Here is a 22,395-nt window from a genome sequence, read left to right as displayed (position 1 = left end):
AATTCAGTCTGAAGCGATCGGGGCCTACGGCCCGATATCGGCCTGATCGGTTCGAACGCGCAGCGCCTTTCCGGCCTTGAACCCCAGCGCCGCGCCGACCTCGTCGTCCCAACCATAAGGATCGTTGCGAACGATCGGTTCGCCTCCGTCGAACAGGACGGTGTGATAGAGCATCCTGACCGGGATCTGCCTGGGCAGCTTGACGAACGTCTCCTCCCCGGTGGCGCGGGCCTTGCGCCATTCGTCCAGAACCCCTTCCTCGCGTGCCAGCATTTCGGCGAAGCCGAGCGCATCCTCGACCCGGACGCAGCCATGGCTGCGCTGGCGCTGGATCTTCCCGAACAGCGACTTGGCGGGCGTGTCATGCAGATAGATGGCATGATCGTTCTGCATGTCGAACTTGACCAGACCGAGTGAATTCTTGGGGCCCGGTTGCTGTACGATCCAGCCATCCTTCCAGACCATGTCATTGGCCTTCATATAGCCCTCGCCCTTGCCGGCAATCTCCTCCTCCTGGATCGACCGGGGCACCGTCCAGGTCGGGTTGGCGACCAGCCGGAAGATGGGCGAGCCGAGCTGGGGCGTCTCATTGTCCGGTTCGCCGACGACGACCTTGCGGCTGTCGACCTGCTTGCCGTCGCGCCAATAGGTCAGCCGCGCCGCGGCCAGGTTGACGTCGATCCGCGTCGCCGGCGGATCCCGCTCGAGCCAGCGCATCCGCTCCATCGCCACGGCGAACGCGCGGGCGCGATCCACGTCCGACATGTTGAGGATCGCAAGCACCTCCTGCCCGATCACGCCATCGGCGTTCATGCCGTAATCCGCCTGCATCGCCTTCACCGCCTCGGCCATTGCGGGCGTGTAGCGGTCGCCCTGCGCGGCACCGGGCTCCAGATAATCGAGGATGACCAACTGCCGCACGATCGTCGGCAGGCGCGGATCGGATGCACCCGGCTTGATCGGCTCGCCGGCGTCGGGAATGTCCGCGCCGGCCCCGGGCTGTTGCCGAAGTTTGAGATAGGCCTGCGACAGCCGGGCATAAGCCGGGTCCTGGGGCGCCAGGGAGGCCAGCCAGCCCTTGACGTCGCCCGATCGCAACGCCGCCGCCAGCCCCTGCTTCAGGTCCGGGTCGGGCCGAGGGACGGTGTAGACTTCGTAGATCTTGGCAGGATCGGTGGCACCGCGCGCCAGCGCCCTGGCATAAGCCAGCGCCTGCTGCGTCAGCTGATCGTCATTCTCGGCTGCGTCGCCGAAGGACATCTTGTCGAGACCGTGAGCCGCCCGGCCTTCGATGGCCTGGCGCAGCTGCTCCCTGGTGTCATTTCCTTCCCAACTCGCGGAACCGACGGATCGACCTTGCGCCGCCTGGTTCTGAGCGGACCCGTCCTGAACATTGCACCCCGCCAGCAACATGAAAAGCGTCGCCGACGCCGATCCCAAATATCTTGTACGCACACATTACTCCTTCGAACTCCCGGAACAACGCGCCGCAATCCAGTCCGCTCCGCCGATGCGGATAATATGTCGTGAGGTGACAGTGCGAAGGCACGTGATCTCGCATCTGCCGCGCGCATTTTACCGGCCTGCAATTTCGACAAGCAAGCCGCCCCAGCGACGCCCCGCAGGAAGAGACGAATGTGGTGCCCCGATCGGGCCATCGCCAGACGAAGTTCGGCGCGGGTCCTTTTGCCCCTAAACATTGAATCCGGCCTGGAAAGCCAGGTCCACCGCGACACCGATCATCCGCGGCTGAACCGTATGAGATCGGTGAAGACCGTCAAAGCAACAGGGGATTTGAGCGCGCTTTGTCCATCACATCGGACGCTGCGCGCTCAAGGGCCAGTCCCTAAAAGCTCTTGCTGAGCTCGACTCCGATGGTGCGCGGCCGGATGGTGCGGGCACGATCGGAACCGGTGGCCGTGTCGGCATCGAGCAGCGGCCGCGCGTCTAAGATATTGTTGGCGTAAAGCCTGAAGCGCATGCCGCCTCGCCCGATCGAAGCGTAGAGGTTGACGACGTCATAGGCCTCCCGGTTCATGAAGGGCGTTGGAATGTCGCCGACCACGCCATCGGAGAAGGTAACCGGAAAGGTCTCGTCGAACGAATAAGCCGCCTTGCTCTGATACTGATATTCGCCGCGGATGCTGAGATCCCAGCCATCGCCCACCTCGGTGGAATAGCCGGCAAAAGCAGTCGCCATCCATTTCGGGACTTCAGGAAGGGCATCGCCATTTTCGGCACCCGTGCCGGCCGCGGCATCTGTCACCTCGGTATGCGTGTAGGCGGCAGTGCCGCCAAGCTCGAGACCGGGCAGGACCTGGAATCGGCCTTCCAGCTCGAAGCCCTTGATCTCTGCGCTGCCGACATTGGCGTTGAAACCAAAACCGCAGGCGAGACCAATCTGCTGCTGGATCTTCTTCCACTTCGTCAGATAGGCCGATGCGTTCAGCGTGATCCTGCCATTGCCGAACATGTTCTTGGAGCCGGCCTCATAGGTCCACAGATTGTCGGATTCGTAGGTGTCGGGCGCATCGGTGAGGCCCAGCTCGGCGAGATCGTCGCCGCAGACGGCTGGATTGATCGGATAGCGATTGGGACCGCCCGGACGGAAGCCCTTGGCCGCCGACGCGAAGACCATATTATCCGGCGTGAAGCGATAGGACAGGCCGAATTTCGGATTGACGCCGTCTTCCGAGCCTTCACGGCCGTCCACCTGGGTCAGGCCGCCATTGAAGGGCCCGTCATTGATGGCGTCGACGAGCTGCTTGACCTTGAAGATGCGGACGCCGGCGGTGATGTCGAGCCGGTCGAACAATGTGTAGGTGGCTTCACCGAACAAGGCATATTGTTTGGTGTTGGTGAAGGTGTCGCCGAAATAGAGCGTCTCCGTCCCGAAGATCGGCGCGGTGCCGGGCGCGTCCACCGACTGGACGAGCCGATCGTCCTGGCTGGAATAATAAGCGCCGACGATCCATTTCAGCCGCGATCCCGGCCCCTTGTTGGATCCGATGCGGAACTCCTGGCTGAAGGTCGAGGTGTCGCTGTCGGACAGGTTGTAGCTTGTGAACGGGAATACTATCGGCACGAGGCTGCCGATGAAGAAACTATAGTCCCGGACATAGGAAAAGCGCCGGTCGAACTGAGAAGTCAGCGAGGTCAACTGGACGTCGCCGAGATCCTTCTGGATGTTCAGGCTGTAGACGGTCGCCTTGTCCCGGGTGGGCTGCTCGAACCGGAACGAGGATACGAAACCCTCGCGGCCCAGGAAGAAATGCGAATTGTCCGCCTGCTTGTAATTCTGATGGAAGATCTGCGGCCGGATCGACCAGCTTTCGTCGGGCTGCCATTCCAGCGATGCCCGGACCGCATAGGTGTTGCTGTAATTGATATCCTCTTCGTCGCGCGTGCTCAGCGCATCCTGACGGAGCGGCGTATAGATCGGGAAGGGCGTGCTCGACAGGCCGGTGGTCTGGACGATGCCGGGTTCCGCGTCGACATAGCCGCCTTCGTGGCGATAATAGAAGCCGGCCCGCAGCGCCAATTTGCCTGCTACGATCGGCGCATTGATCACGGCTTCGCCATGGTAGGAAGGCGATCCGTGCGCGGTGACGGCCGCCCCGACGGCGCCGTCGACGCCGAACCGGTCGAGATCGGGCGTGACGCTCACATATTTGATGGCACCGCCCATCGCGCTGCCGCCGTAAAGCGTTCCCTGCGGTCCCTTCAGCACCTCGATCCGCTGCATGTCGAACAGGACCGGATCGAAGCCGCCGCTGAAGGTCGTGGAGATGGTCACCAGCGAGACATCGTCGAGATAAATGCCGGTTGTCGGCGAAGATGCGTAGGTGCTGAGGCCGCGGATGGTGTAGCGCGAAAGTCCGCGCTCGGCCCCGCTATTGCTCATGCCCGGGACGCTGCGCAGGACATCCTGGATATCGAAAGCGCCGCGATCGCGAAGCGACCTGCCCGACATCGCCGTGATCGAGATCGGCACGTCCTGCACGCGCTCGCTCGACTTGCGGGCGGTGACCACGATCTCGGCTTCCGGCACCGCATCCATTGCCGGGTCGTCGCCGGGGCTTTGGCCCGGCTGCGCCGTTGCAACTTCGGAAGCAGGCAATTCGGCCTGGGCGGGCGTCAGGGAAGCCGTCCTTATCGGGCGGACCACCAGCGCGCCGCTTGCCGTCTGGGCTGCCTCGAACGGCGTCCCCCTCAGCATTACCTGCAGCGCTTCACGAGCACCGGTCGTGCCGCGCACGGCATTGGAGCGGACGCCTTTCATCTGCCCGTAATCGAACATGATCTGGGTGCCGGTGATCCGGCCCAGCTTGGTGATCGCCTTGGCCGCCGACTGGGCGGGAATGTCGATCGCGACGCGCTGCTGCGCCACAGCCGGCGCGACGGCGATCGTCGCCGAGGATACCAGCCAGCCACATGCAAGAGCGGCCCTGAGCCTGAAGTTCGGATTCATCGATTTCCCCCCAATTCCTGTCGAACACACAGCCGGCCTCGTCATCGGTCGGACGATATGCCGCTGAGCTTCAGACACGTCAGGAAAGCGAACCCACACTTGCACCCGAAAATTTTTCAGCCTTTGGCGGTCAGCCGGATTTCGTCGCCGCTGCGCACGACCCGCACGGGGAACAAAGCCTCGATCGTTTCCACAAAGGCATCGATGTCGTTGCTGCGGAAATATCCGCCGACCGAATAATGGGCGACGCCCGGATCGACGATGATCTTGCGGCTGGTGTAACGCTGCATTTCCGCCGCCGCCGCCGCAAGGCCCTCGCCTTCGAAGATGATGTCGCCCTGGCGCCAGGCAAGGTCGCGGGCCAGCTGCTCCGGTACGCGCCGGGCCACCGCGACCTTCGGCCCGTTGCCGCTCAGCTGCTGGCCGGCAACCAGCGCGATCGGCCGGGCCTCGCTGGCCTGGCCATTCCGCCGTTTCGCATCGACGAGCACCTTGCCCTCGGTCACGACGACCTTCAGATCGTCTCTTCCGACGCTGACCACGAATTTCGTCCCGACCGCGCGGACATCGCCGGTCGGGGACTGGACGATGAAGGGTCGCGCGGCATCATGGGCGACTTCGAACAAGGCTTCGCCCCGATCGAGCGCTATGACGCGCTGGTCCGGGCCAAGTTCGGCGCTGATCGCGGTGTCGGTGTTCAGGGTAATTCTCGATCCGTCGGCAAGCGTAACCACGCGCTGTTCCCCGACCTCGGTCTCGAAACGGGGATCGGCATTGAAGCTCAAGGTCGCGAAGGTCGCGCCGACCGTCAGCAGGATGGCGGCGGCCCCGGCCACGGCACGCCGGCTCAGCCAGAAACCCCGATCGTTCGCCGCTTCCACTTTGGCCGGCGCGACCGGCGCCGACGACAGATCGTCGAATTCCGCCCACAGATGCGTATAGGTCCGGAAGGCCTCCTCATGCGCCGGACTGGCCGCGATCCAGGCTTTGAACGCGACCGCATCGGCGCCGGCCAGCGGCCCGGTGTCGTGGCGCGCCACCCAGGCCGCCGCTTCGTCCTCGATGCGCGGAGCGATGGGAAGGCGATCAAGCGCTGCCATTCTCTCTCCCTCCGCTCCTTTCCCGCTCGCCGACCGGGGCGTTACAATCCTCCCGCAATTCGAGATAGGCGCGGCAGGATCGAAGTCCTTTCAGGACATGCTTCTCCACACCGGAGACACTTATGCCGAGCCGTTCCGCAATCTCATTATTGGTCAGCCGTTCGATCTTGCGCATCACGAACACCTGCCGCGTGCGCGGCGAAAGCTGATCCAGCGCCTCCCAGAGCAAGACCAGGCGCTGCCGGGCGATCAGGTCCCGATCCGCTCCCGGCGCCGGGTCGGGCGTCTCGGCCATGGCTTCATCGTCCATGTCCAGCGTGGCGCGCACGCGGCGCCACCGATGCTGGTTCATCGCGAGATTATGGGCCGCGGTGTAAAGATAGGCGCGCGGCGGCACCGGCCGTTCCGGAGTGGTCGCCGCAAACACGCGGACAAAGGCTTCGCTGGCAATATCCTCCGCGTCGCCGGATCCGGGAAGCAGGCGCGCCACATAGGCCCGCAACATGTGCAGGTTGTCCCGATAGAATCGCCCGAATGGATCAAGCATCCGCGTCACCGAAGCAATGGCCTCCCTCGCGCGCGAGGGTGAGAGATGGCCGCGCTTCGATCAAGCCCGCTTGCTTAGGCCTGCCGATAATCCGCGGCACCGGCTCGAGCGCGATGAGGCCCGAAGAAGGGATGCCGACACGCATGCGCAAGACCAGCATTGCGCAGAGGCCGAAATAGTATACGATCTGCCAAGAACAGGATGGACCGAACGGGCAATCATCGCGTCCGGCGCCGTCCAGGCATGTATCGTTCTCAAGGGGGCCGCCGCGATGAACCAGCTCGTCACACCGATCATAATCGCCGCTTTGGTGGCGACGGCCTTGTGGTTCTGCGTCAAATGGTGGCGCCTCGAACGGCCACGCGCCGCTGCCGGCGAGGAGAAGCGGCGCTTGTCCCCGCTGGACGGGTTGATCGGCTTCATCGCCAATTTCTTCGACACGCTCGGCATCGGCTCGTTCGCGACCACCACCGCCATGTTCAAGCTGGGGCGCCGGGTCGCCGACGAACAGATTCCGGGAACGCTCAACGTCGGCAACGCCCTGCCGACGATGACGCAGGCGCTGATCTTCATCACCATCGTCACCGTCGATCCGCTGACATTGGTGACCATGATCGCGGCGGCGGTGACCGGCGCCTGGCTTGGCGTCGGCATCGTTTCGCGGCTCCCGCGACGGGCGATCCAGATCGGCATGGGCAGCGCCCTGCTCATCGCCGCAGTCCTGCTCCTCGCCAGCTTGCTGCAATGGATGCCGGGCGGCGGCGAGGCCGTCGGTCTCGACGGCATCAAGCTTGTCGTCGCGGTGGCCGTAAGCTTCCTGCTCGGCGCGCTGATGATGCTCGGAATCGGCCTTTATGCCCCCTGCCTGATCCTGGTCAGCCTGCTCGGCATCAACCCGCTCGCCGCCTTTCCGATCATGATGGGGTCCTGCGCCTTCCTGATGCCGGCCGGCGGCGCGCGTTTCGTGGCAACCGGACGCTACAGCTTCAAGGCGGCTCTTGCGCTTGCGCTCGGAGGCATTCCGGCCGTGCTGATCGCCGCCTATTTCGTCAAATCGCTGCCGCTCGACTGGCTGCGCTGGCTGGTCCTTATCGTCGTCATCTACGCGGCGGCAACGATGCTGCTGTCCGCCTGGCGCGACGCGCGCGGCCGCGCCCCCTCGCCCGAAGAAGCGGCGCCAGCGGTTCACTGATCGGCGCATCCGTGACGTCCCTCACCATCACCATTGGCGACGATCGTTTCGACGCCCGGTTCGACGATGCCCAGGCTCCCGAGACCTGCGCCCGTTTCCGGGCGCTTTTGCCATGGCGTCAGAAGATCATCCATGTGCGCTGGAGCGGCGAAGCCTGCTGGATCCCGTTGGGCGACCTTGATTTCGGCGTCGGATTCGAAAGCGCCACCAGCCACCCGCGACCGGGGCAATTCCTGCTCTATCCCGGCGGGATCAGCGAGACCGAGATCTTGCTGGCTTATGGTCCGGCCTGCTTCGCCAGCAAGGCGGGGCAGCTTGCCGGCAATCCCTTCCTGACGATCACCTCCGACCTCGATCGCCTGGCCGAGATCGGCAGAGAGATATTGTGGCGCGGCGCCCGCGACATCGCCTTCGGCGTTTAGGAAGCCTGCGCGAAGATAAGGCGGTGAAATCCACCTCAAGAATCAGCGCGACCCGCTCCAGGATAACGATGCCGGATCGAACGAGATCGCCCGGCAATATCCTCATTCGTCCCCTTGAGGCAGGGCCCGGTCGCGGACCGGGCCCTTGCCAGTTCAGGCCATGACAGGTGTGATCGTAAGCACTTCCGGATCCGCCCCCGCCTGCTCGCCGCGAACGAAGGCCAGGATATCGGCATTCACGATCTCGGGGTGGGTCTGGCACAGGCCATGCGGAAGGTCCTTATACGTCTTGAGCGTGCCATGTTTCAGCAGCTCGACCGTCAGCGGCGCCGAATCCGCATAAGGAACGATCTGGTCGTCCTCGCTGTGGATCACCAGCACCGGCACGTCGATGGCCTTCAGATCCTCGGTGAAGTCGGTTTCGGAAAAGGCCTTGATACATTCGTATCCGGCCTTGGCGCTGCCCATCATGCCTTGGCGCCACCAGTTGCGGATCAGACCCTCCGATACTTTCGCGCCGGGGCGGTTGAAGCCGTAAAAGGGTCCGGTCGGAATATCGAGATAGAGCTGGGCGCGGTTGGCGGCCAGTGCCGCGCGGAAACCATCGAACACTTCGATCGGCGTCCCGCCCGGGTTCGATTCCTTCCTCACCATCACCGGAGGTACCGCGTCGATCAGCACCGCCTTGGCCACCCGGCCAGGCTCCGACCGCGCGACATAGCGGGCAACCTCGCCGCCGCCGGTCGAATGGCCGATATGGATCGCATCGCGCAGGTCCAGCTTCGCGGTCAAATCGGCGACGTCGGACGCGTAGGTGTCCATCTCATTGCCGTCGCTGGTCTGGTTCGAGCGGCCATGACCGCGCCGGTCGTGCGCGACCACGCGATAGCCTTCCCCCAGGAAGAAGAGCATCTGATTGTCCCAATCGTCCGCGCTCAACGGCCAGCCGTGGTGAAAGACGATTGGTTGAGCATCCTTCGGCCCCCAATCCTTGTAGAAGATCTGGGCGCCGTCCTTGGTCGTGATATAGGTCATGGCATTGCGTTCCCTAGCCAGGGATGCCGGCCGGCAGGACCGGAGCTGGTCTCGTGAAGCGCCGAAAAGGCGGGCGATACGCTGTCCGTCGAAAGCTATCCGACTCGGTCGCGCGACGGCGATGCAATTAGCATTTTTACCGGGACGGGTCACCGCGCGTTGATTTGCATTTTCGTGACGGATGACGGTGGGAAGCGATAGCCGACAATCGCGCCGTGAATGCCCCCCACCAGGCGGAGATTGCCCAGGCCCTCCGGCACAGGCTATTTCCTCGCGAATGATGAAGGCACCAATTCTGAGGGTCGCCCGTCCGAGCGACGATCTTGACGCGCTGCGCGCCTTCTACGAGGCGGGACTGGGCCTCGATATATTGTTTCGCTTCGAGGATCATGACGGCTTCGACGGCATCATGTTCGGCAAGGCGGGACAGCCCTACCATCTCGAATTCACCCGCTGCCGCGGTCACGTGGCCGGGAAAGCGCCGAGCCAGGACAATCTCCTCGTCTTCTACCTGCCGGACCGGGCGGCGTGGCAGGGCGCCGTCGACCGGATGCGCGAGGCCGGCTTCGATCCGGTGCCATCCTTCAATCCCTATTGGGATCGCGCCGGCGCGACGTTCGAGGATCCCGACGGATACCGGATCGTCCTCCAGGGAGAGGCATCTCCCTTGTGACAGACCGGATCCCGAAGGCGATCCGTATCATCGGCATGCTCATGCTGGCGGGCCTGCCCTCCAGCATATCGGCCGAAGCGCTTCGGGATTTCTGCCCGGATCGGCCGGGACTGGGCACTCCCGCTTGCACGATCGACACGGGTCGTTTCGCAGTCGAACTGGGATTGGGCGATTGGACCCTCGAAAGGGAAGCGGGAGGGCGCAGCGATACGATCGTGACCGGCGATCTGCTGCTGCGCTACGGCGTGAGCGACGCTCTGGAGGCTCAGATCGGCTGGACGGCCTTCGGCTTCGCGCGGGAGCGGGATCGGGGAGGATCCGTTCGCCGCGACAATGGCACCGGCGATGTCCGTATCGCGCTCCGCCGGAACCTCCGCAATCCGGACGGGTCCGGCTTCGCCGCGGCCGTCATGCCGTTCATCACCCTGCCCGTCGGCGGCGCCGCGATCGGAGAGAAGACCATGACGGCGGGCATCGTCCTGCCCGCGAGCTACGAATTCGCAAAGGGCATGCAGGTCGCCTTCTCGGGACAAATCGATGCCGCAGCCGACGCGGACGGCGACGGCCATCATCTGGCCTATGGCGCCGTGCTTGGCGCGGATGCGCCGATCGGCAGGAGCGTGAGCGCGACGATCGAGGTTGCGGCCCGGCGCGACGGAGAAGAAGGCCAGGGCCGGACCGGCCTGCAAACCGGCTTCTCGCTCGCCTGGCTGATCGGACAATCCCTCCAGGCCGATGCCGGCGCCATCATCGGTGTCAACCGGCACGCACCGGATCTCAGGCTCTATCTCGGGATCGCCAGGCGCTTTTGAAGGACATGCGCTCCGGGCCGGGGCCGGCGAAGAGGCGAAGCCCCGGCCGACGCCGCGCGTTGCTTCGACGGCGCTTTGCATCCGTCATCCACCTGTCTAATCTCGCCCTTATCCTTCCGGGCGACATCATCAGGAGGCGAACATGGCCGAACAATCTCCGGTGCCGAGCGGCATCACCTGCTATCTCCACCCCAAGAACGGACGCGCCGGCGAGGCGCTCGATTTCTACGTCAGGGCCTTCGCCGCCGAAGAGGTCGCGCGCAACATGGCCGAGGACGGCAAGCGCATAATGTGGGCGCATCTCCACATAAATGGGGGATCGGTGATGATGTCGGACGAATTCCCGGAATATTCGCAAAGCGCGGTGCGGGACATGGGCGGCTTCACCATCCATCTCCAGGTCGACGACGCCGATGCCTGGTACGAGCGCGCGGTCGCCGCGGGCTGCGAGATCAAGATGAAGCTGGAGAACCAATTCTGGGGCGATCGCTACGGCTCCGTCCGCGATCCGTTCGGCGTCGACTGGTCGATAGGCGGGCCGGTCAAGGAATGAAGGTTCGGGGCAGCCGGCTCCGCCCCTCCGCTTTTCCGCGCAGCGCCAATCCGCACTTTGACGACATGTGGCGGCGCGCGCTGGGCGTCCCGGATGGACGCAGCGCGTGAAAAGGAACTGTGCAAAGGGGCATTCGTTTACCAAGACAAGCGCCCAATCGCGCCTTCGCGGAGCCTTTCCTGCCCGCATCCGTCGCTCGGAGACCGTCCATGTTCCCATCAAGGTTACGTAACGCCGCCCTCCTCCTCACCGCCGCGCTGGGCGTTTCGGCCTGCAATTATGGGGACGGATACGGCTATGGCGGATTGTCGGTCGGCTATGGCGATTATGGCTATTACGATCCTTATTATGATGGCGGCTATTACGACCCCTATTATGGGAGCGGCTATTACCCCTCTTATTATGGCTGGTACGGCGGCTATTATTATCCCGGAACCGGTTATTATATCTACGACCGGCGCGGCCATCGGCATCGGTGGAATGACGATCATCGCCGCTATTGGGAGGGTCGCCGAAACTCCTATCGCGGCGCCGATCGCGGCGACCGCCGGGAGCTTCGCGACAATTGGCAGGCTTATCGCCAGGACCGGCGCGGCGATGCGCGGGCCTATCGCCAGGAACGCGGCGAAGATCGCCGCGCCTATCGCCAGGGCGATACGATCCGGCAGCAATTCCGCCAGGATCGCCAGATGGACCGTCGCTCCTATCGTCAGGAGCGGCGTTCCGACCGTGACGCGTTTCGCCGTGAGAATCGCCGAAGCCGTCCCGACTGACGCCGCTGCCCGAACGGCCCCGGCCTGACGTCGAGGGCTGCCGAAGATATGCCGGCCGACCTGCCACCCTGACGGATGACAGGCCTAAAGCGGCGCGCCTGCGAATATCCAGCCCGCAAAGGCCCAGGCCAGGAACAGGGCAAGAAGAGCCCTCCATTTCCCGACGCGCCGCATCGGTTCGACCGACGCCGCAGCTTCACCTCGCCCGGTCAGCATCGGCCGCACCAGGCCCTCCCGTTTCACCAGGGCGTAAAACAGGATCGCCCCGATATGGACGGCGATCAGGGCGAGCAGGATGTTGAAATTCGCCTCGTGCAGCTCGGTGATCTGTTCCGCAGTCTCATAGCTCACGAAATGATTGAGCGGACCGTAAGACAGGCCGTCATCGTCCGTCGCGAACAGCCCGAGCCCGACCTGGATCATCATCACTCCCAGCAAGGCGGCGACGCTCCAGCCACCGAGCGGATTGTGGCCGATCCGCCGCGGCCAGCCACCGCGGACGTAACGCAGCACGCTGCCCGGTCCCTTCAGGAAATCGGCGAAGCGGGCGGTGGAGCTTCCGATCAGCCCCCAGATGAGCCGGAACACCAGCAGCAGGAGCATCAGCATGCCGACCCGCAAATGCCAGTCGAACATATGCTCTTCTGCCGTCCACCAGGCGAGCGGTATGAGCAGGACGAACAGCCAGTGGCAGATGCGGACGGGCCAGTCCCAGATGGCGATCCGGTTCGCCGGCGCGGACGCCATCAATCCTCCGCCCGGAACTGATCGTGGCAGACTTTGCAGGCCGCGCCCAGCGGCTTCACGCCTTCGCGGATCGCGGCAAGATCGCCGGTGGCGGCAACCGCATTGAAGCGCCCGGCCTCGGTTACCAGATTCGCCGCCACCTTGCGAAACTCCTCGGGCTTTGACCATATCTCGGCGCGGGCGCCGGTCTTGACGCCGGCCTCGGCGCCGGTGCCGTCGGGAAACCATCCCTGGATCTGCGGCGCGAAGCGGTCGATCGTCCCGGCATGGGCCTGGATAGCAGCGACGTCTGGCGCATCCTTCTTCAATTCGTCGTTGATGCCCTTCATGGCCCGCCCGATTTCCTTATAGTGGGTCTGCCGGGTCTTGATGGATTCCGCCGCATTGGCGACCGGGGCCTGGCCATTGGCCTGGCCGTCCGCCTGAACCGCCGCCGGCATGTCATTGCCTGCCGCCGTCTCCTGGCCGTCGCTCTCGGATCCCCCGCAACCGGCAATCGCCACACACGCCAAGGCCGCCATCAGGCTTTTGAATTTCATCTTTCTCTCCCACATTGGCTTTCCCCAAAGCTGCCGCAATCGACACGGTTGCGCAACCGGGCGATGTCGGTTCGGCCTTAGCGCCCGGAACGAAGGCATCTTCCTGAATGGAGAGCTAAGCTTTTGCTATCTTGCCGTCACGGGCGCCCATGCAGGATCGCGCGGACTTGCCGCGCCAGGACGCGCTGAAGCTGCTCCACGGACGCATTGCCCGACATACCGACATAATTGCGCAGCCCCTCAAGAAGGAAGAGGATCGCCAGGGCGCGGTCCGTGACCTCTTCCGGCTCGAGTCCCGGACGGAATTTCCGGACCACGCCTTCCAGGACCGAAACGGCCTTGCGCGCGACCGCCTCGACCAGCGGCCGCAAGTCCGGGTTGCGCACGCCGTCGAGCTGCAATTCGCCTTGGGCAATGGCGCCTTCCCGCCCCTCCGGCCCGGCGACGTGAAGCACATTCTGCTGGAGATAGGCGATAAACGCCTCCGGGTCCGTCGGCTTGCCCAGCGATTCTATACGCTCGACATTCCGCCGCAATATTTCCTCCAGAAGCTGGGTCTTGGTAGCGAAATGGACATAGAGCCCGCCCTTGCTGAGGCCGGCTACGGCGGCGACATCGCGGAGTGTCGTCTGGTTCCAACCCTTCTCGCGGCAGCAAAGCTCGACCGCATCCAGAATCCGGTCGCGGCGATCCTCCATATAATCGTCGGGACGCTTTGGCATGGCACCTCCTAAGCATAGCCTCCTCCATGTAACAAGTGGTTTACAAACCGGCTGGCCGCCCTTTATTATAGAGCTTCCGCAAGGGGAGAATATGAAATGGCTTGGGCAAATCAGGATAAACCGACGAAAGACTCTTGGCGTTGGCGAAGGATTGCGGCCGCCGTCTCGGCGATCGTCCTCTCGGCCTCGAGCGCCGGCGCGGCCGAAGCGCCGACAACAGCGACCGCTCCCCTTCCCTCGCCGAAACCGCTGCGCCAAATCTTCGACCTGCGCTCGCCGATGCGCGACGGTGTGGAATTGTCGTCGGACGTCTGGATGCCGGAAGCCGCCGGCAGATATCCGGTTATCCTCATCCGCACGCCTTATGTGAAGACGGACCCGATGACCGCGCAGGCCGCAACCTACGGCCGTTACTTCGCCGAACATGGTTATGCGGTCGTGTTCCAGGACGTGCGCGGCCGCGGCGATTCTGGCGGCAAGTTCGATTTTTACTTCCAGGAGGCGGCCGACGGCTATGACAGCGTGGAGGATCTGGCCGGTCAGCCCTGGTCGAACGGTAGGGTCTGCATGATGGGCGTCTCCTATCTGGGCGCCGTGCAATGGCTGGCCGCGAAGGAGCGACCGCCGCACCTGGCGTGCATTGCGCCGACCTCCCCTTCCGGTCGCTATCAGGACGAATTGCCGCGGATCGGTGGCGCCTTCATGATGATGTGGGCGGTGAACTGGCTCAACGAGACGTCGGGCCATGTCAGCCAGAACCCCAATAGCGGCGCGACCGATTGGGCGAAGGTCTTCGCGCACCGGCCATTGCTGACCATGGACGAGGCCTTCGGCCGGCGCATGCCGCTCTTTCGCCAGTTCGTCGAACATGATCTGCTCGACGATTATTGGAAACGCATCCAATTGGGTCCGGCTGATTTCGCCAAGATCGACCTGCCGGTGCTTGCGACCACGGGCTGGTTCGATGGCGACCAGATCGGCACGTTTTACTATTGGCAAGGCATGGAGGCACGCCCAGGTGGGGCGAAGGACATGTTCCTGACCATCGGCCCGTGGAATCATGTCGAAAGCTATATCGGCGGTTCCGAGAAGCAAGGCGACCTCGCTCTCCCCAAGGACTCGATCATCGACAACAAGGCGATGCACCTCGCCTTTTTCGACCGCTATCTGAAGCAATCCACCGCCCGCTTCGACCAACCCAGAGTCCGCCTGTTCGTGAGCGGCAAGAATATCTGGCGCAGTTTCGACAGCTTCCCCGTCCCGGGAACGACGGAGCGGCGTCTCTATCTGTCGAGCGCCGGCAAGGCGAACGGCCTGGCGGGCGATGGCGCGCTCGGTTGGGAGAAGCCCGGCGAGCTCGGACGGGACGCCTATCTGTTCGATCCGAAGAATCCCGTTACGCTCAACCTGGCATTCGGCCTGTTCGGATCGGACCGGCGGGAGACGCAGGTCCGCAAGGACGTGCTCGTCTATACCAGCCCGCCGATGGACAAGGAAATCGAGGTGATCGGCGACGTCGCCATCGAACTCTACGCCGCCAGCGATGCGAAGGACACCGACTTCACTGCCGCCATCTCCGACGTGGGGCCGGACGGCAAGGCGATTCTGCTCGGTTCGAGGCCGGTGGGCATCATCCGCGCCCGCTACCGCGGGGGACCGGAGGCCCGGCCGACGTTGCTCACCCCCGGCAAGATCGAACGCTATCGCATCGAGCTGGGCGCGATCGGCCATGCCTTCCTGCCCGGCCATAGGGTCCGCGTTGAAATCTCGTCCAGCGCATTCCCGATGTTCAATCCCAACCAGAATACCGGCAACCCGATAGCCACCGACACCGAATGGAAGAATGCCCATCAGGCCATCTTCCACGGCGGCGCCCAGGCTTCTGCCCTGATCCTGCCCGTCTTCAGCGAAGGCGGAGACTGACTTTATTCGGGGACACGACTTATTCGGGGACACTATACTAATTAATGCCAAGTCGGCACTTGCAGAAATAGTATAGCGTCCCCGATTTAATGGCTGGAGCATCGGATCGCCTTTGACTGGGCAAAATTGTCTGCTTGGACTTCGACGATCATGTCTTTTCCGGGCAAAGGGATGTGGCCGAAACACCGTCGGACCGTGTCACCCAAACTGCCCCTTCCCGCGAATGGAGGTCGACAGATTGGGTCATTTGCGGCAGCAAATCGGTCGATCCTGTTCTGCCAGACGCTGCGAACCATCCGTCCCCACCTTCCCTTTCTTTTCGCATGATCTATTATTTGCGGCTTCGAAATCGCGCGCCCGTGCCGCATTTGCCCGGGAAGGGGCCATCACTGCGATGAGCGAGTCATCAGTTCTCAAGTGGGTGCGTGCCGCGCAAGCAGCGAACGATTCGACCCAGGATCACCGCCGCCTGACCGACGATCTCTACCGCCGCTACTGGGAGGAAATCTGCCGGTACGTGCGGCGTTCCTTCGGCGCCGGGCCGCCGGATCCCGAGGATGTCGCTCAGATCGCCTTCACGAAATTCGCGGCCTTGTCCAGGCCCCGAGACATCTTGAACCCCCGTGCCTTCCTCTATCGGACGGCGCACAATGCCGCCGCGGACTGGCACCGACAGAGTGCACGCGCGGAAGCCGCCAAGAAGGATCCAGCGCTCGCCAACCAGCGCCACGAATTCACGCCCGAAGATATACTGATGTCCCGCGACGGCTTACTCCGCCTGGACGCCGCGCTGGCCAAGCTGAAGCCCAGGCAGCGCACCGCCTTGCTGCTGCACCGCGTCGACGGCCTTTCCTTCGCGGAAATCGCCCGGCGGATGCAGATTTCGCCTTCGGGTGCTCGCAAGCTGGTCGAGCAAGGCTTCGCCCGATGCGCAGAAAGCATGAGGAGGAACGAATTATGAGCCGTGCCTCCGACGCTGCCGGCGAGGCCCGCGCATGGATCCTGACCCTTGGCCGCGACCCGTCCGACGATCAGCTCGCGGCATTCGAGCTTTGGCGCAACGCCGACACGCGTCATGATCAGGCTTATCGGGATGCCCGGCAAGTCTGGTCGGCGCTCGGCCGCACGGAAACCGCACGCGAAGGATCATGGCGGGAGGAGACGAAGCGGCCTCGCTTCGCCCGCTACGCATTCCCGGCCGCGGGCGCCGCATTGGCCGCTTCGCTCGTCGCCGCATTGATGATCGGCACGCCCAGCCCGCCTGACGCCGTTCCCCTCCATGTCGAGACCAGGGTCGCCGAGACTCGGTCCATGCAGTTGGCGGACAACAGCCGGATCCATGTCGGGGCGCGGTCCACTTTGGAAGTCGCGGTTACAAACAGAGGCCGTCAGGTCGCCCTAAACCAGGGGCAGGCATTCTTCGAAGTGGCGAAAGATCCCGCCAGGCCATTCACGGTCCTCGCGGGAGACGCCGTGGTCCGCGTGCTCGGCACGAAATTCGACGTCAGGCGCGTCGGTAGCGGCGCCGAGGTTTCGGTGCTGGAGGGCCGGGTCGAAGTCAGCCGCAGGAGTGGCGGCGCGATCCGAGTGCTAACGGCGGGACAGCAGGCCGGTTACGATAGCGAGCACGGCCTGACCCCCACCAGGAACGTCAATGAGCCCGGCGGCTGGCGGCAGGGCCGATTGAGATATGCCGATGCGCCTTTGCGCGACGTGGTCGCGGATGTGAACCGTTACAGTCCCACACCCGTGCGCCTCGCCTCCGAGGCCGTGGGCGACTTGCGGGTGACGGCCTCGTTCCGGACATCCAATATCGACGATCTCGCCAGGAACCTCGAACATGCCCTGCCCGTCCAGGCGCGAACCGAGCCGGACGGAGACATTCTCCTGAGCATGAAGGAGGCTCGACAGCCTTAATCCTCCTTCCGGCCCAATCACTGGTGTCGATCCGGCCGTCCCGATCGTCTCAACCGGAATGATGCGCGTGCGCCAACCCGGCGCGAGGCGTTGGGAGGGGATCATCGATGAAGTCGTATATGTTCGTCACGCCGTTTCGGGGCGCCGCGGCCGCGATGGCGCTCCTGGCGCATCTCGGGACCGGCCCGGTCCAGGCAAGCGCCGGTGCCGAACCGGCCGCGCAGATCGATGATGATACCGCGATCGCCGCTCGGATCGATCGCGCCGCGATCCAGGCCATCAAGGCCGGCGAGAGCGTCGGCCTGCAGATCGCGGTGGTCCGGAACGGCAAGGAACTGCTGGTCTCCGGCTACGGCTCGGCAGACCTGGAACAGGCGGCAAAGGTGACGGCCGAAACAGTGTTCAGGGTGGGGTCCGTGACCAAGCAATTCACCGCCGCCGCGATCCTGCTCCTGGCCGAAGACGGCAAGCTTTCGGTCGACGACAGGCTATCGAAATTCTTTCCCGATTTTCCGCGCGGCGGCGAAATCACGCTTCGCCAAATGCTCACCCACACATCCGGTCTTCGGGATTTCACCGGTGATCCGGCCTATGCGAAAGACTCTCTGGGAGAGATCCTTGTCGACGACATGGTCACCCATATTAAGGCGCTGTCCCCGCTCTATGAATTCGAGCCCGGCACCGCCTGGAGCTACAGCAATTCCGCTTATTTCATGCTTGGCGCGATCGTCGCAAAAGTCTCCGGCAAGCCCTTCGGCGATTTCCTGAAGGAACGTTTATTCGACAGGCTCGGCATGGCCCGCACGGCGATGGACGACCTTGCCGACATCGTCCCGCAACGCGCTTCCGGCTATGAGGCCGTGCCGCACAAGCGCCATCTCTTCCGCAACGCCCGTTCGAGCGCGATGAGCTGGATCGGCGGCGCCGGAGCCTTGCGTTCGACCGCCGCGGACCTAGCCAAATGGGCCGACGCCCTTCATGGCGGCCGTGTGCTGAAGCCGGCTTCCTATGCCATGATGATCAGGCCGGCATTGCTCAAAAATGGGCAGCCTGTGTCCACCGCCCCTACAGCGGCACCGCTCAAATTCATGCATGCCGAATATGGGTTCGGCCTGCTGGTCGGATCGCTGGAGGGGCATCAGAAGATCGGCCATGGCGGCGGCATCGAAGGCTTTGCCGCCTCATTAAATTCCTACCCGGCCAAGGGCGTCACGATCGTGGTTCTGTCGAACACCATCGGCGGCCCTGCCGGCGCCGGCACCGGCAAGGTCGCCGAGAAGATCGAGCGCATCGCGATCGGTGCGCCACCCGCCGCGGCGTCGACGCCCTGAACGGCGCCCAGAGTTTTTGGTGTCGATCCGGCCCCGCCGATCGTCTCAGACGGACAAAAGGGGTGGCCTGCGGCTGTTCGCAGCGCCGATAAAGGGGGAAGATATGATCAAGAAAGCCGCACTTCACAGGGCACGTCCGCTCGGCCGTTTCGCGACCTCCGCCATGGTGCTGGTCCTGATGACGGGCATTGCCCAGGCGCAAGGTGCCAAGCGCGACTTCGCGATTGCGCCGCAGCCGCTCGACCAGGCTTTGCTGACCTTCTCGCAGCAGGCCGATATCGACGTCGTCGCCTCCGGCGAACTGACGCGCGGTCGCACCGCCCGCGGCGTTCGGGGATCATTGTCCCCCGCTTTGGCCCTGGACCGGCTGCTGGCGGGCACGGGCCTGCGCGCGGTTCGCGGGACAGACGGCAGCATCGTCCTCGTACAGGATGCGAGCCGCCCTTTTCCCGAGCCCGGCGGGGCAGACAGCGCAACGACTGAAACGGAGGCCGATGGCGGGACCCTCGAGGAGATCGTGGTCACGGCGCAGAAGCGTGTCGAGGGCAGCATGGACGTGCCGGCCTCCATCAGCGTCGTCACTGGAAAGCAATTGGAACGGATGGGCGCGACCCAGCTTTCCGATTTCGCGGGCTATGTCCCAGGCCTCAACCTCCTGAACGGCGGCGCGCCAGGCAAGAACCGGATCAACCTGCGCGGCATTTCGGCCGTGTCGGACAGCGCGACGGTCGGGACCTATATCGATGATACGCCGCTCGGCTCCAGTTCCTCCTTCGCCTCCGGCGGGTCGCTGGCCTTGGATCTGTTTCCCTACGACGTCGCCCAGATCGAAGTGCTGCGCGGCCCCCAGGGCACGCTCTACGGTGCCAGCACGATGGGTGGCCTGCTCAAATATACGACGCGGGCACCGGACCTTCGCGACTTCGAGATGCGGGTCGGCGGCGACCTGTCCATGATCAGGGGATCGGATGATCCGAGCTGGGGGCTGCGCGCCGGCCTGAACGCCCCCCTTGTCGAAGGAAAGCTGGCCGTGCGCGGCAGCCTCTTCCGGCAGGACAGCGCAGGTTATATCGACAATGCCTTCACCGGCGAAGCGGACGAGAATGGCGTGCGCCAGACCGGCGGACGGATCGCCCTGCTGTGGAAGCCGACGCACGATATCTCGATCAAGCTCGCTTTCATGAAGCAGCATATCGAGGCCGACGATACGGCCGATGTCGCTTTGGATCCGCTGACGTTGAAGCCGGCTTTTGGCGATCTCACCACCGCCCATGGCCTGCCCCGCACCTTCGACCAGAAACTGACCTACTATTCCGGCATCTTGAACTGGGACCTCGGCTGGGCCGACTTGGTTTCAGCCTCCAGCTACAGCCGCACGCGCACCCGATCCCTTGGCGACATTTCGGAAGGCTATGCGCCCTTGCTCGACCTTTTTGGCGTCGGCCCGGGATATGTCGAGCTGCAAAATCCCGTGTCGCTGAACAAGTTCACACAGGAAGTCCGGCTCGTCTCGGACAGCAATCCGGCCTCACGCATCGAATGGATGATCGGCGCCTTTTATACGGACGAGAAAGCCAAGCTCACCCAGCAAGTCGCGGCGTTCGGTCTCGACTATACGCCCATCCCAGGCTTTGAAAATCTCGCCTTTGCGCAGGTGAATTCGGCCTATGAGGAGTTCGCCGTCTTCGGCAATCTCACCTACAAATTCTCCGACGCGTTTGACGTCACCGTGGGCGGGCGCTGGGCGCGGAACAACCAGGATTATCGCCAGACCACGGACGGCTTGCTGTTCGGCTTCGTCCATGACGTGGCGGAAGGACAATCGGCCGAGAGCGTCGGCACGTTCAGTGTCGCTTCCCGTTATCATCTCAATGACGACACGATGCTCTATGTGCGGGTGGCGAGCGGCTATCGACCGGGCGGGCCCAATCTTCTGATGCCCGGCATACCGCAATCCTTCGACGCGGACAGGCTGGTCAATTACGAAGCGGGACTGAAATCGCGGCTGCTCGACGGCAGGGCCTCGGTGGAACTTTCAATATTCCGCATCGACTGGGATGACATCCAGATCATCCGGCGCGGCGCCACCGCGAATTACTTCGGCAATGGCGGAACGGCTCGGAGCCAGGGGGTGGAGCTGACCACGGCCTTGTCGCCCGTTCGCGGGCTGAATCTGGGTTTCAACATGGCCTATACGGACGCGAAGCTGACCGAGGATATCATCGGTTCCGACGTCATTGGCGACCCGCCCATCGCCCTCGATGGCGATCCGCTCCCCACCGTCTCCAAATGGACGAGTTCAGTGACGGTCGACAAGGAATTCCCTCTGTCGAATGGCTGGATGATCCGCACCGGCGGCGGCCTCCGCTTCATCGGACCGAGGAACACTTATTTCGCAAGCGACGCCCTCAACAATACGCGCTTGCGGTCATCGGTCATGCTCGACCTCAACGCCGCCATTTCGACCGGCCGGTGGCAATTTCGCATCTTCGCCAAGAACCTTACCGACGAACGCGCCTATATGGGCGGACAAGGTACCGGCATCTTCCTGGCCAATATCTATCAGCCAAGGACCATCGGATTGAGCCTGGATACGACTTTCTAGCGCAGGCGGTCTTGGCGGCATCCACGTCCCGCCGGATGCCGCCATATTCAGGGACACTATACTAATTAATGCCAAGTCGCGCTCGCAAAATAGTATAGCGTCGCCGATTTAATGCGGGGACACTATACTAATTAACGAACCATCCGGCTCTCGCAAAATAGTATAGCGTCCCCGATTTAATGCCGATTTAATGGCTTAGCGCTTGGCATGGGCGCTGTCTTCGGCGAGGAGGCGGCGGGAGCGGACGATCAGGTCGACCCAGTCGGCGAAGGCGGCGGCCAGGCTCAGCACAAGATCCTTCAACGGCCCTTCCTTGAGGCACCCGTCGGCGTCGAAACTGTCTTCGTTGACCCGGCCCAGATAGGCTTCCGGCTGCTGCATGACGGGCATGTTGAGGAACACGCAGGCCTGGCGCAATTGATGATTGGCGCCAAATCCGCCAATGCCGCCCGGCGAGGCGCTGACGATGGCGGCGGGCTTCCTGTCCCAGACGCTCTGGCCATATGGGCGGGAACCGACGTCGACCGCATTCTTGAGCACGCCCGGAACGCCCCGATTATATTCGGGCGTACAGAATAATATGCCGTCCGCCGCAGCGATCTTCTCCCGGAACGCCGCATATTCCGCCGGCGGGTCGGCGTCCTGATCCTGGTTGTAGAGCGGCAATTGCCCGATCCCGACGATCTCGCAGTCCAGCTTGTCCGACGCGAAGGCGCAGATCGATCGCGCCACCTTGCGGTTGATGCTCTCCTTGCGGAGGCTGCCCACGATGATCGCGATCTTGTGCCTGCTCATCGAAAAAATCTCCTTGCCCACGACCTTAATGGCCGGGACCTGAAAAAGGTTGCCCGGTCTGGTCCGGATCCCCTTGAGCCTCGGCGGAATTGGAGCCGGCGACAAGGCGGAACTTGCGGTGGCGGCATCAATTGAAAGACCGATGACCCCCGGAAGAATATCAGCGGGCCGAACTCGGCCGTCTCATTTCCGCTGGATGATCAAGAGGTTCGCGATTATCCGCGAGTTTCCGGCCGGT

At 63.6% G+C, this 22,395-nt stretch carries 20 protein-coding genes; 11 read left to right on the top strand and 9 right to left on the bottom strand.

From position 1 onward, the window contains the following. Positions 1-24 precede the first annotated feature (24 nt). The 4 genes from RQX22_RS16835 to RQX22_RS16820 form a co-directional block, all read right to left on the bottom strand. Complete coding sequence (locus RQX22_RS16835; protein WP_315727997.1) at positions 25-1,455, bottom strand: L,D-transpeptidase family protein; 1,431 nt, start codon at positions 1,453-1,455, stop codon at positions 25-27. Positions 1,456-1,846: 391 nt separating this feature from the next. Next, positions 1,847-4,471, bottom strand: a complete 2,625-nt coding sequence (locus tag RQX22_RS16830; protein WP_315727995.1) for a TonB-dependent receptor — start codon at positions 4,469-4,471, stop codon at positions 1,847-1,849. 116 nt (positions 4,472-4,587) lie between these two features. After that, positions 4,588-5,571, bottom strand: coding sequence for a FecR family protein (locus RQX22_RS16825; RefSeq protein WP_315727993.1), 984 nt, complete (start codon positions 5,569-5,571; stop codon positions 4,588-4,590). After that, positions 5,558-6,118, bottom strand: a complete 561-nt coding sequence (locus tag RQX22_RS16820; protein WP_315727991.1) for an RNA polymerase sigma factor — start codon at positions 6,116-6,118, stop codon at positions 5,558-5,560. The genes RQX22_RS16825 and RQX22_RS16820 overlap by 14 nt, the downstream gene beginning before the upstream one ends. A gap of 271 nt (positions 6,119-6,389) precedes the next feature. Here RQX22_RS16820 and RQX22_RS16815 point away from each other — a divergent pair, with 271 nt between their 5' ends. Together RQX22_RS16815 and RQX22_RS16810 are read left to right on the top strand one after the other, a co-directional pair. Then, positions 6,390-7,310: a TSUP family transporter gene (locus tag RQX22_RS16815; RefSeq protein WP_410001658.1), complete on the top strand. Its 921-nt coding sequence runs from the start codon at positions 6,390-6,392 to the stop codon at positions 7,308-7,310. Positions 7,311-7,321: 11 nt separating this feature from the next. Further along, positions 7,322-7,732, top strand: coding sequence for a DUF3830 family protein (locus tag RQX22_RS16810; RefSeq protein WP_315727987.1), 411 nt, complete (start codon positions 7,322-7,324; stop codon positions 7,730-7,732). 153 nt (positions 7,733-7,885) lie between these two features. Here the strand turns inward: RQX22_RS16810 and RQX22_RS16805 are convergent, their stop codons facing one another. After that, entirely contained in the window at positions 7,886-8,767 is an 882-nt protein-coding gene (locus tag RQX22_RS16805; protein WP_315727985.1) for an alpha/beta fold hydrolase, read from the bottom strand. A gap of 277 nt (positions 8,768-9,044) precedes the next feature. On the opposite strand from RQX22_RS16805, the gene RQX22_RS16800 reads away from it, so the two are divergent. The 4 genes from RQX22_RS16800 (at position 9,045) to RQX22_RS16785 (ending at position 11,578) form a co-directional block, all read left to right on the top strand. Further along, on the top strand, positions 9,045-9,440 hold the full coding sequence (locus tag RQX22_RS16800; RefSeq protein ID WP_315727983.1) for a VOC family protein: 396 nt from the start codon (positions 9,045-9,047) through the stop codon (positions 9,438-9,440). Then, complete coding sequence (locus RQX22_RS16795; RefSeq protein ID WP_315727981.1) at positions 9,437-10,252, top strand: transporter; 816 nt, start codon at positions 9,437-9,439, stop codon at positions 10,250-10,252. Before RQX22_RS16800 ends, RQX22_RS16795 begins: the two co-directional genes overlap by 4 nt. A gap of 142 nt (positions 10,253-10,394) precedes the next feature. Next, entirely contained in the window at positions 10,395-10,805 is a 411-nt protein-coding gene (locus RQX22_RS16790) for a VOC family protein (RefSeq protein ID WP_315727979.1), read from the top strand. Between the two features lie 209 nt (positions 10,806-11,014). Continuing rightward, positions 11,015-11,578 (top strand): hypothetical protein, encoded by a 564-nt coding sequence (locus RQX22_RS16785; protein WP_315727977.1) that lies wholly within the window; start codon positions 11,015-11,017, stop codon positions 11,576-11,578. An 84-nt stretch (positions 11,579-11,662) separates the two neighbouring features. On the opposite strand, the gene RQX22_RS16780 is transcribed toward RQX22_RS16785, so the two are convergent. The 3 genes from RQX22_RS16780 to RQX22_RS16770 form a co-directional block, all read right to left on the bottom strand. Further along, positions 11,663-12,325, bottom strand: coding sequence for a cytochrome b/b6 domain-containing protein (locus RQX22_RS16780; protein WP_315727975.1), 663 nt, complete (start codon positions 12,323-12,325; stop codon positions 11,663-11,665). Beyond that, positions 12,325-12,864, bottom strand: a complete 540-nt coding sequence (locus RQX22_RS16775) for a c-type cytochrome (protein ID WP_315727973.1) — start codon at positions 12,862-12,864, stop codon at positions 12,325-12,327. The genes RQX22_RS16780 and RQX22_RS16775 overlap by 1 nt, the downstream gene beginning before the upstream one ends. A 137-nt stretch (positions 12,865-13,001) precedes the next feature. After that, complete coding sequence (locus tag RQX22_RS16770; RefSeq protein WP_315727972.1) at positions 13,002-13,586, bottom strand: TetR/AcrR family transcriptional regulator; 585 nt, start codon at positions 13,584-13,586, stop codon at positions 13,002-13,004. A 279-nt stretch (positions 13,587-13,865) separates the two neighbouring features. Here RQX22_RS16770 and RQX22_RS16765 point away from each other — a divergent pair, with 279 nt between their 5' ends. From RQX22_RS16765 to RQX22_RS16745, 5 genes are all read left to right on the top strand, one after another. Then, positions 13,866-15,509 (top strand): CocE/NonD family hydrolase, encoded by a 1,644-nt coding sequence (locus RQX22_RS16765; protein ID WP_315727970.1) that lies wholly within the window; start codon positions 13,866-13,868, stop codon positions 15,507-15,509. Positions 15,510-15,903: 394 nt separating this feature from the next. Continuing rightward, positions 15,904-16,470 carry an RNA polymerase sigma factor gene (locus RQX22_RS16760; RefSeq protein WP_315727968.1) on the top strand — a complete coding sequence of 189 codons (567 nt, stop codon included), beginning with the start codon at positions 15,904-15,906 and terminating at the stop codon, positions 16,468-16,470. Then, complete coding sequence (locus RQX22_RS16755) at positions 16,467-17,426, top strand: FecR family protein (protein WP_315727967.1); 960 nt, start codon at positions 16,467-16,469, stop codon at positions 17,424-17,426. The genes RQX22_RS16760 and RQX22_RS16755 overlap by 4 nt, the downstream gene beginning before the upstream one ends. 107 nt (positions 17,427-17,533) lie before the next feature. After that, positions 17,534-18,757: a serine hydrolase domain-containing protein gene (locus RQX22_RS16750; protein WP_315727965.1), complete on the top strand. Its 1,224-nt coding sequence runs from the start codon at positions 17,534-17,536 to the stop codon at positions 18,755-18,757. A 103-nt stretch (positions 18,758-18,860) separates the two neighbouring features. Continuing rightward, the gene (locus RQX22_RS16745; RefSeq protein ID WP_315727964.1) at positions 18,861-21,362 is read left to right on the top strand and encodes a TonB-dependent receptor; all 2,502 of its coding nucleotides are present in this window, start codon (positions 18,861-18,863) and stop codon (positions 21,360-21,362) included. 195 nt (positions 21,363-21,557) lie between these two features. Here the strand turns inward: RQX22_RS16745 and RQX22_RS16740 are convergent, their stop codons facing one another. Beyond that, positions 21,558-22,157: an NADPH-dependent FMN reductase gene (locus RQX22_RS16740; protein ID WP_315727962.1), complete on the bottom strand. Its 600-nt coding sequence runs from the start codon at positions 22,155-22,157 to the stop codon at positions 21,558-21,560. Positions 22,158-22,395 lie beyond the last annotated feature (238 nt).

The sequence above is a fragment of the Sphingosinicella rhizophila genome (genome assembly GCF_032378825.1).
Taxonomy (GTDB): Bacteria; Pseudomonadota; Alphaproteobacteria; order Sphingomonadales; family Sphingomonadaceae; genus Allosphingosinicella; species Allosphingosinicella rhizophila.
Note: the sequence above shows the minus strand (reverse complement) of the source record. Positions and strands in the feature narration are given on the sequence as shown.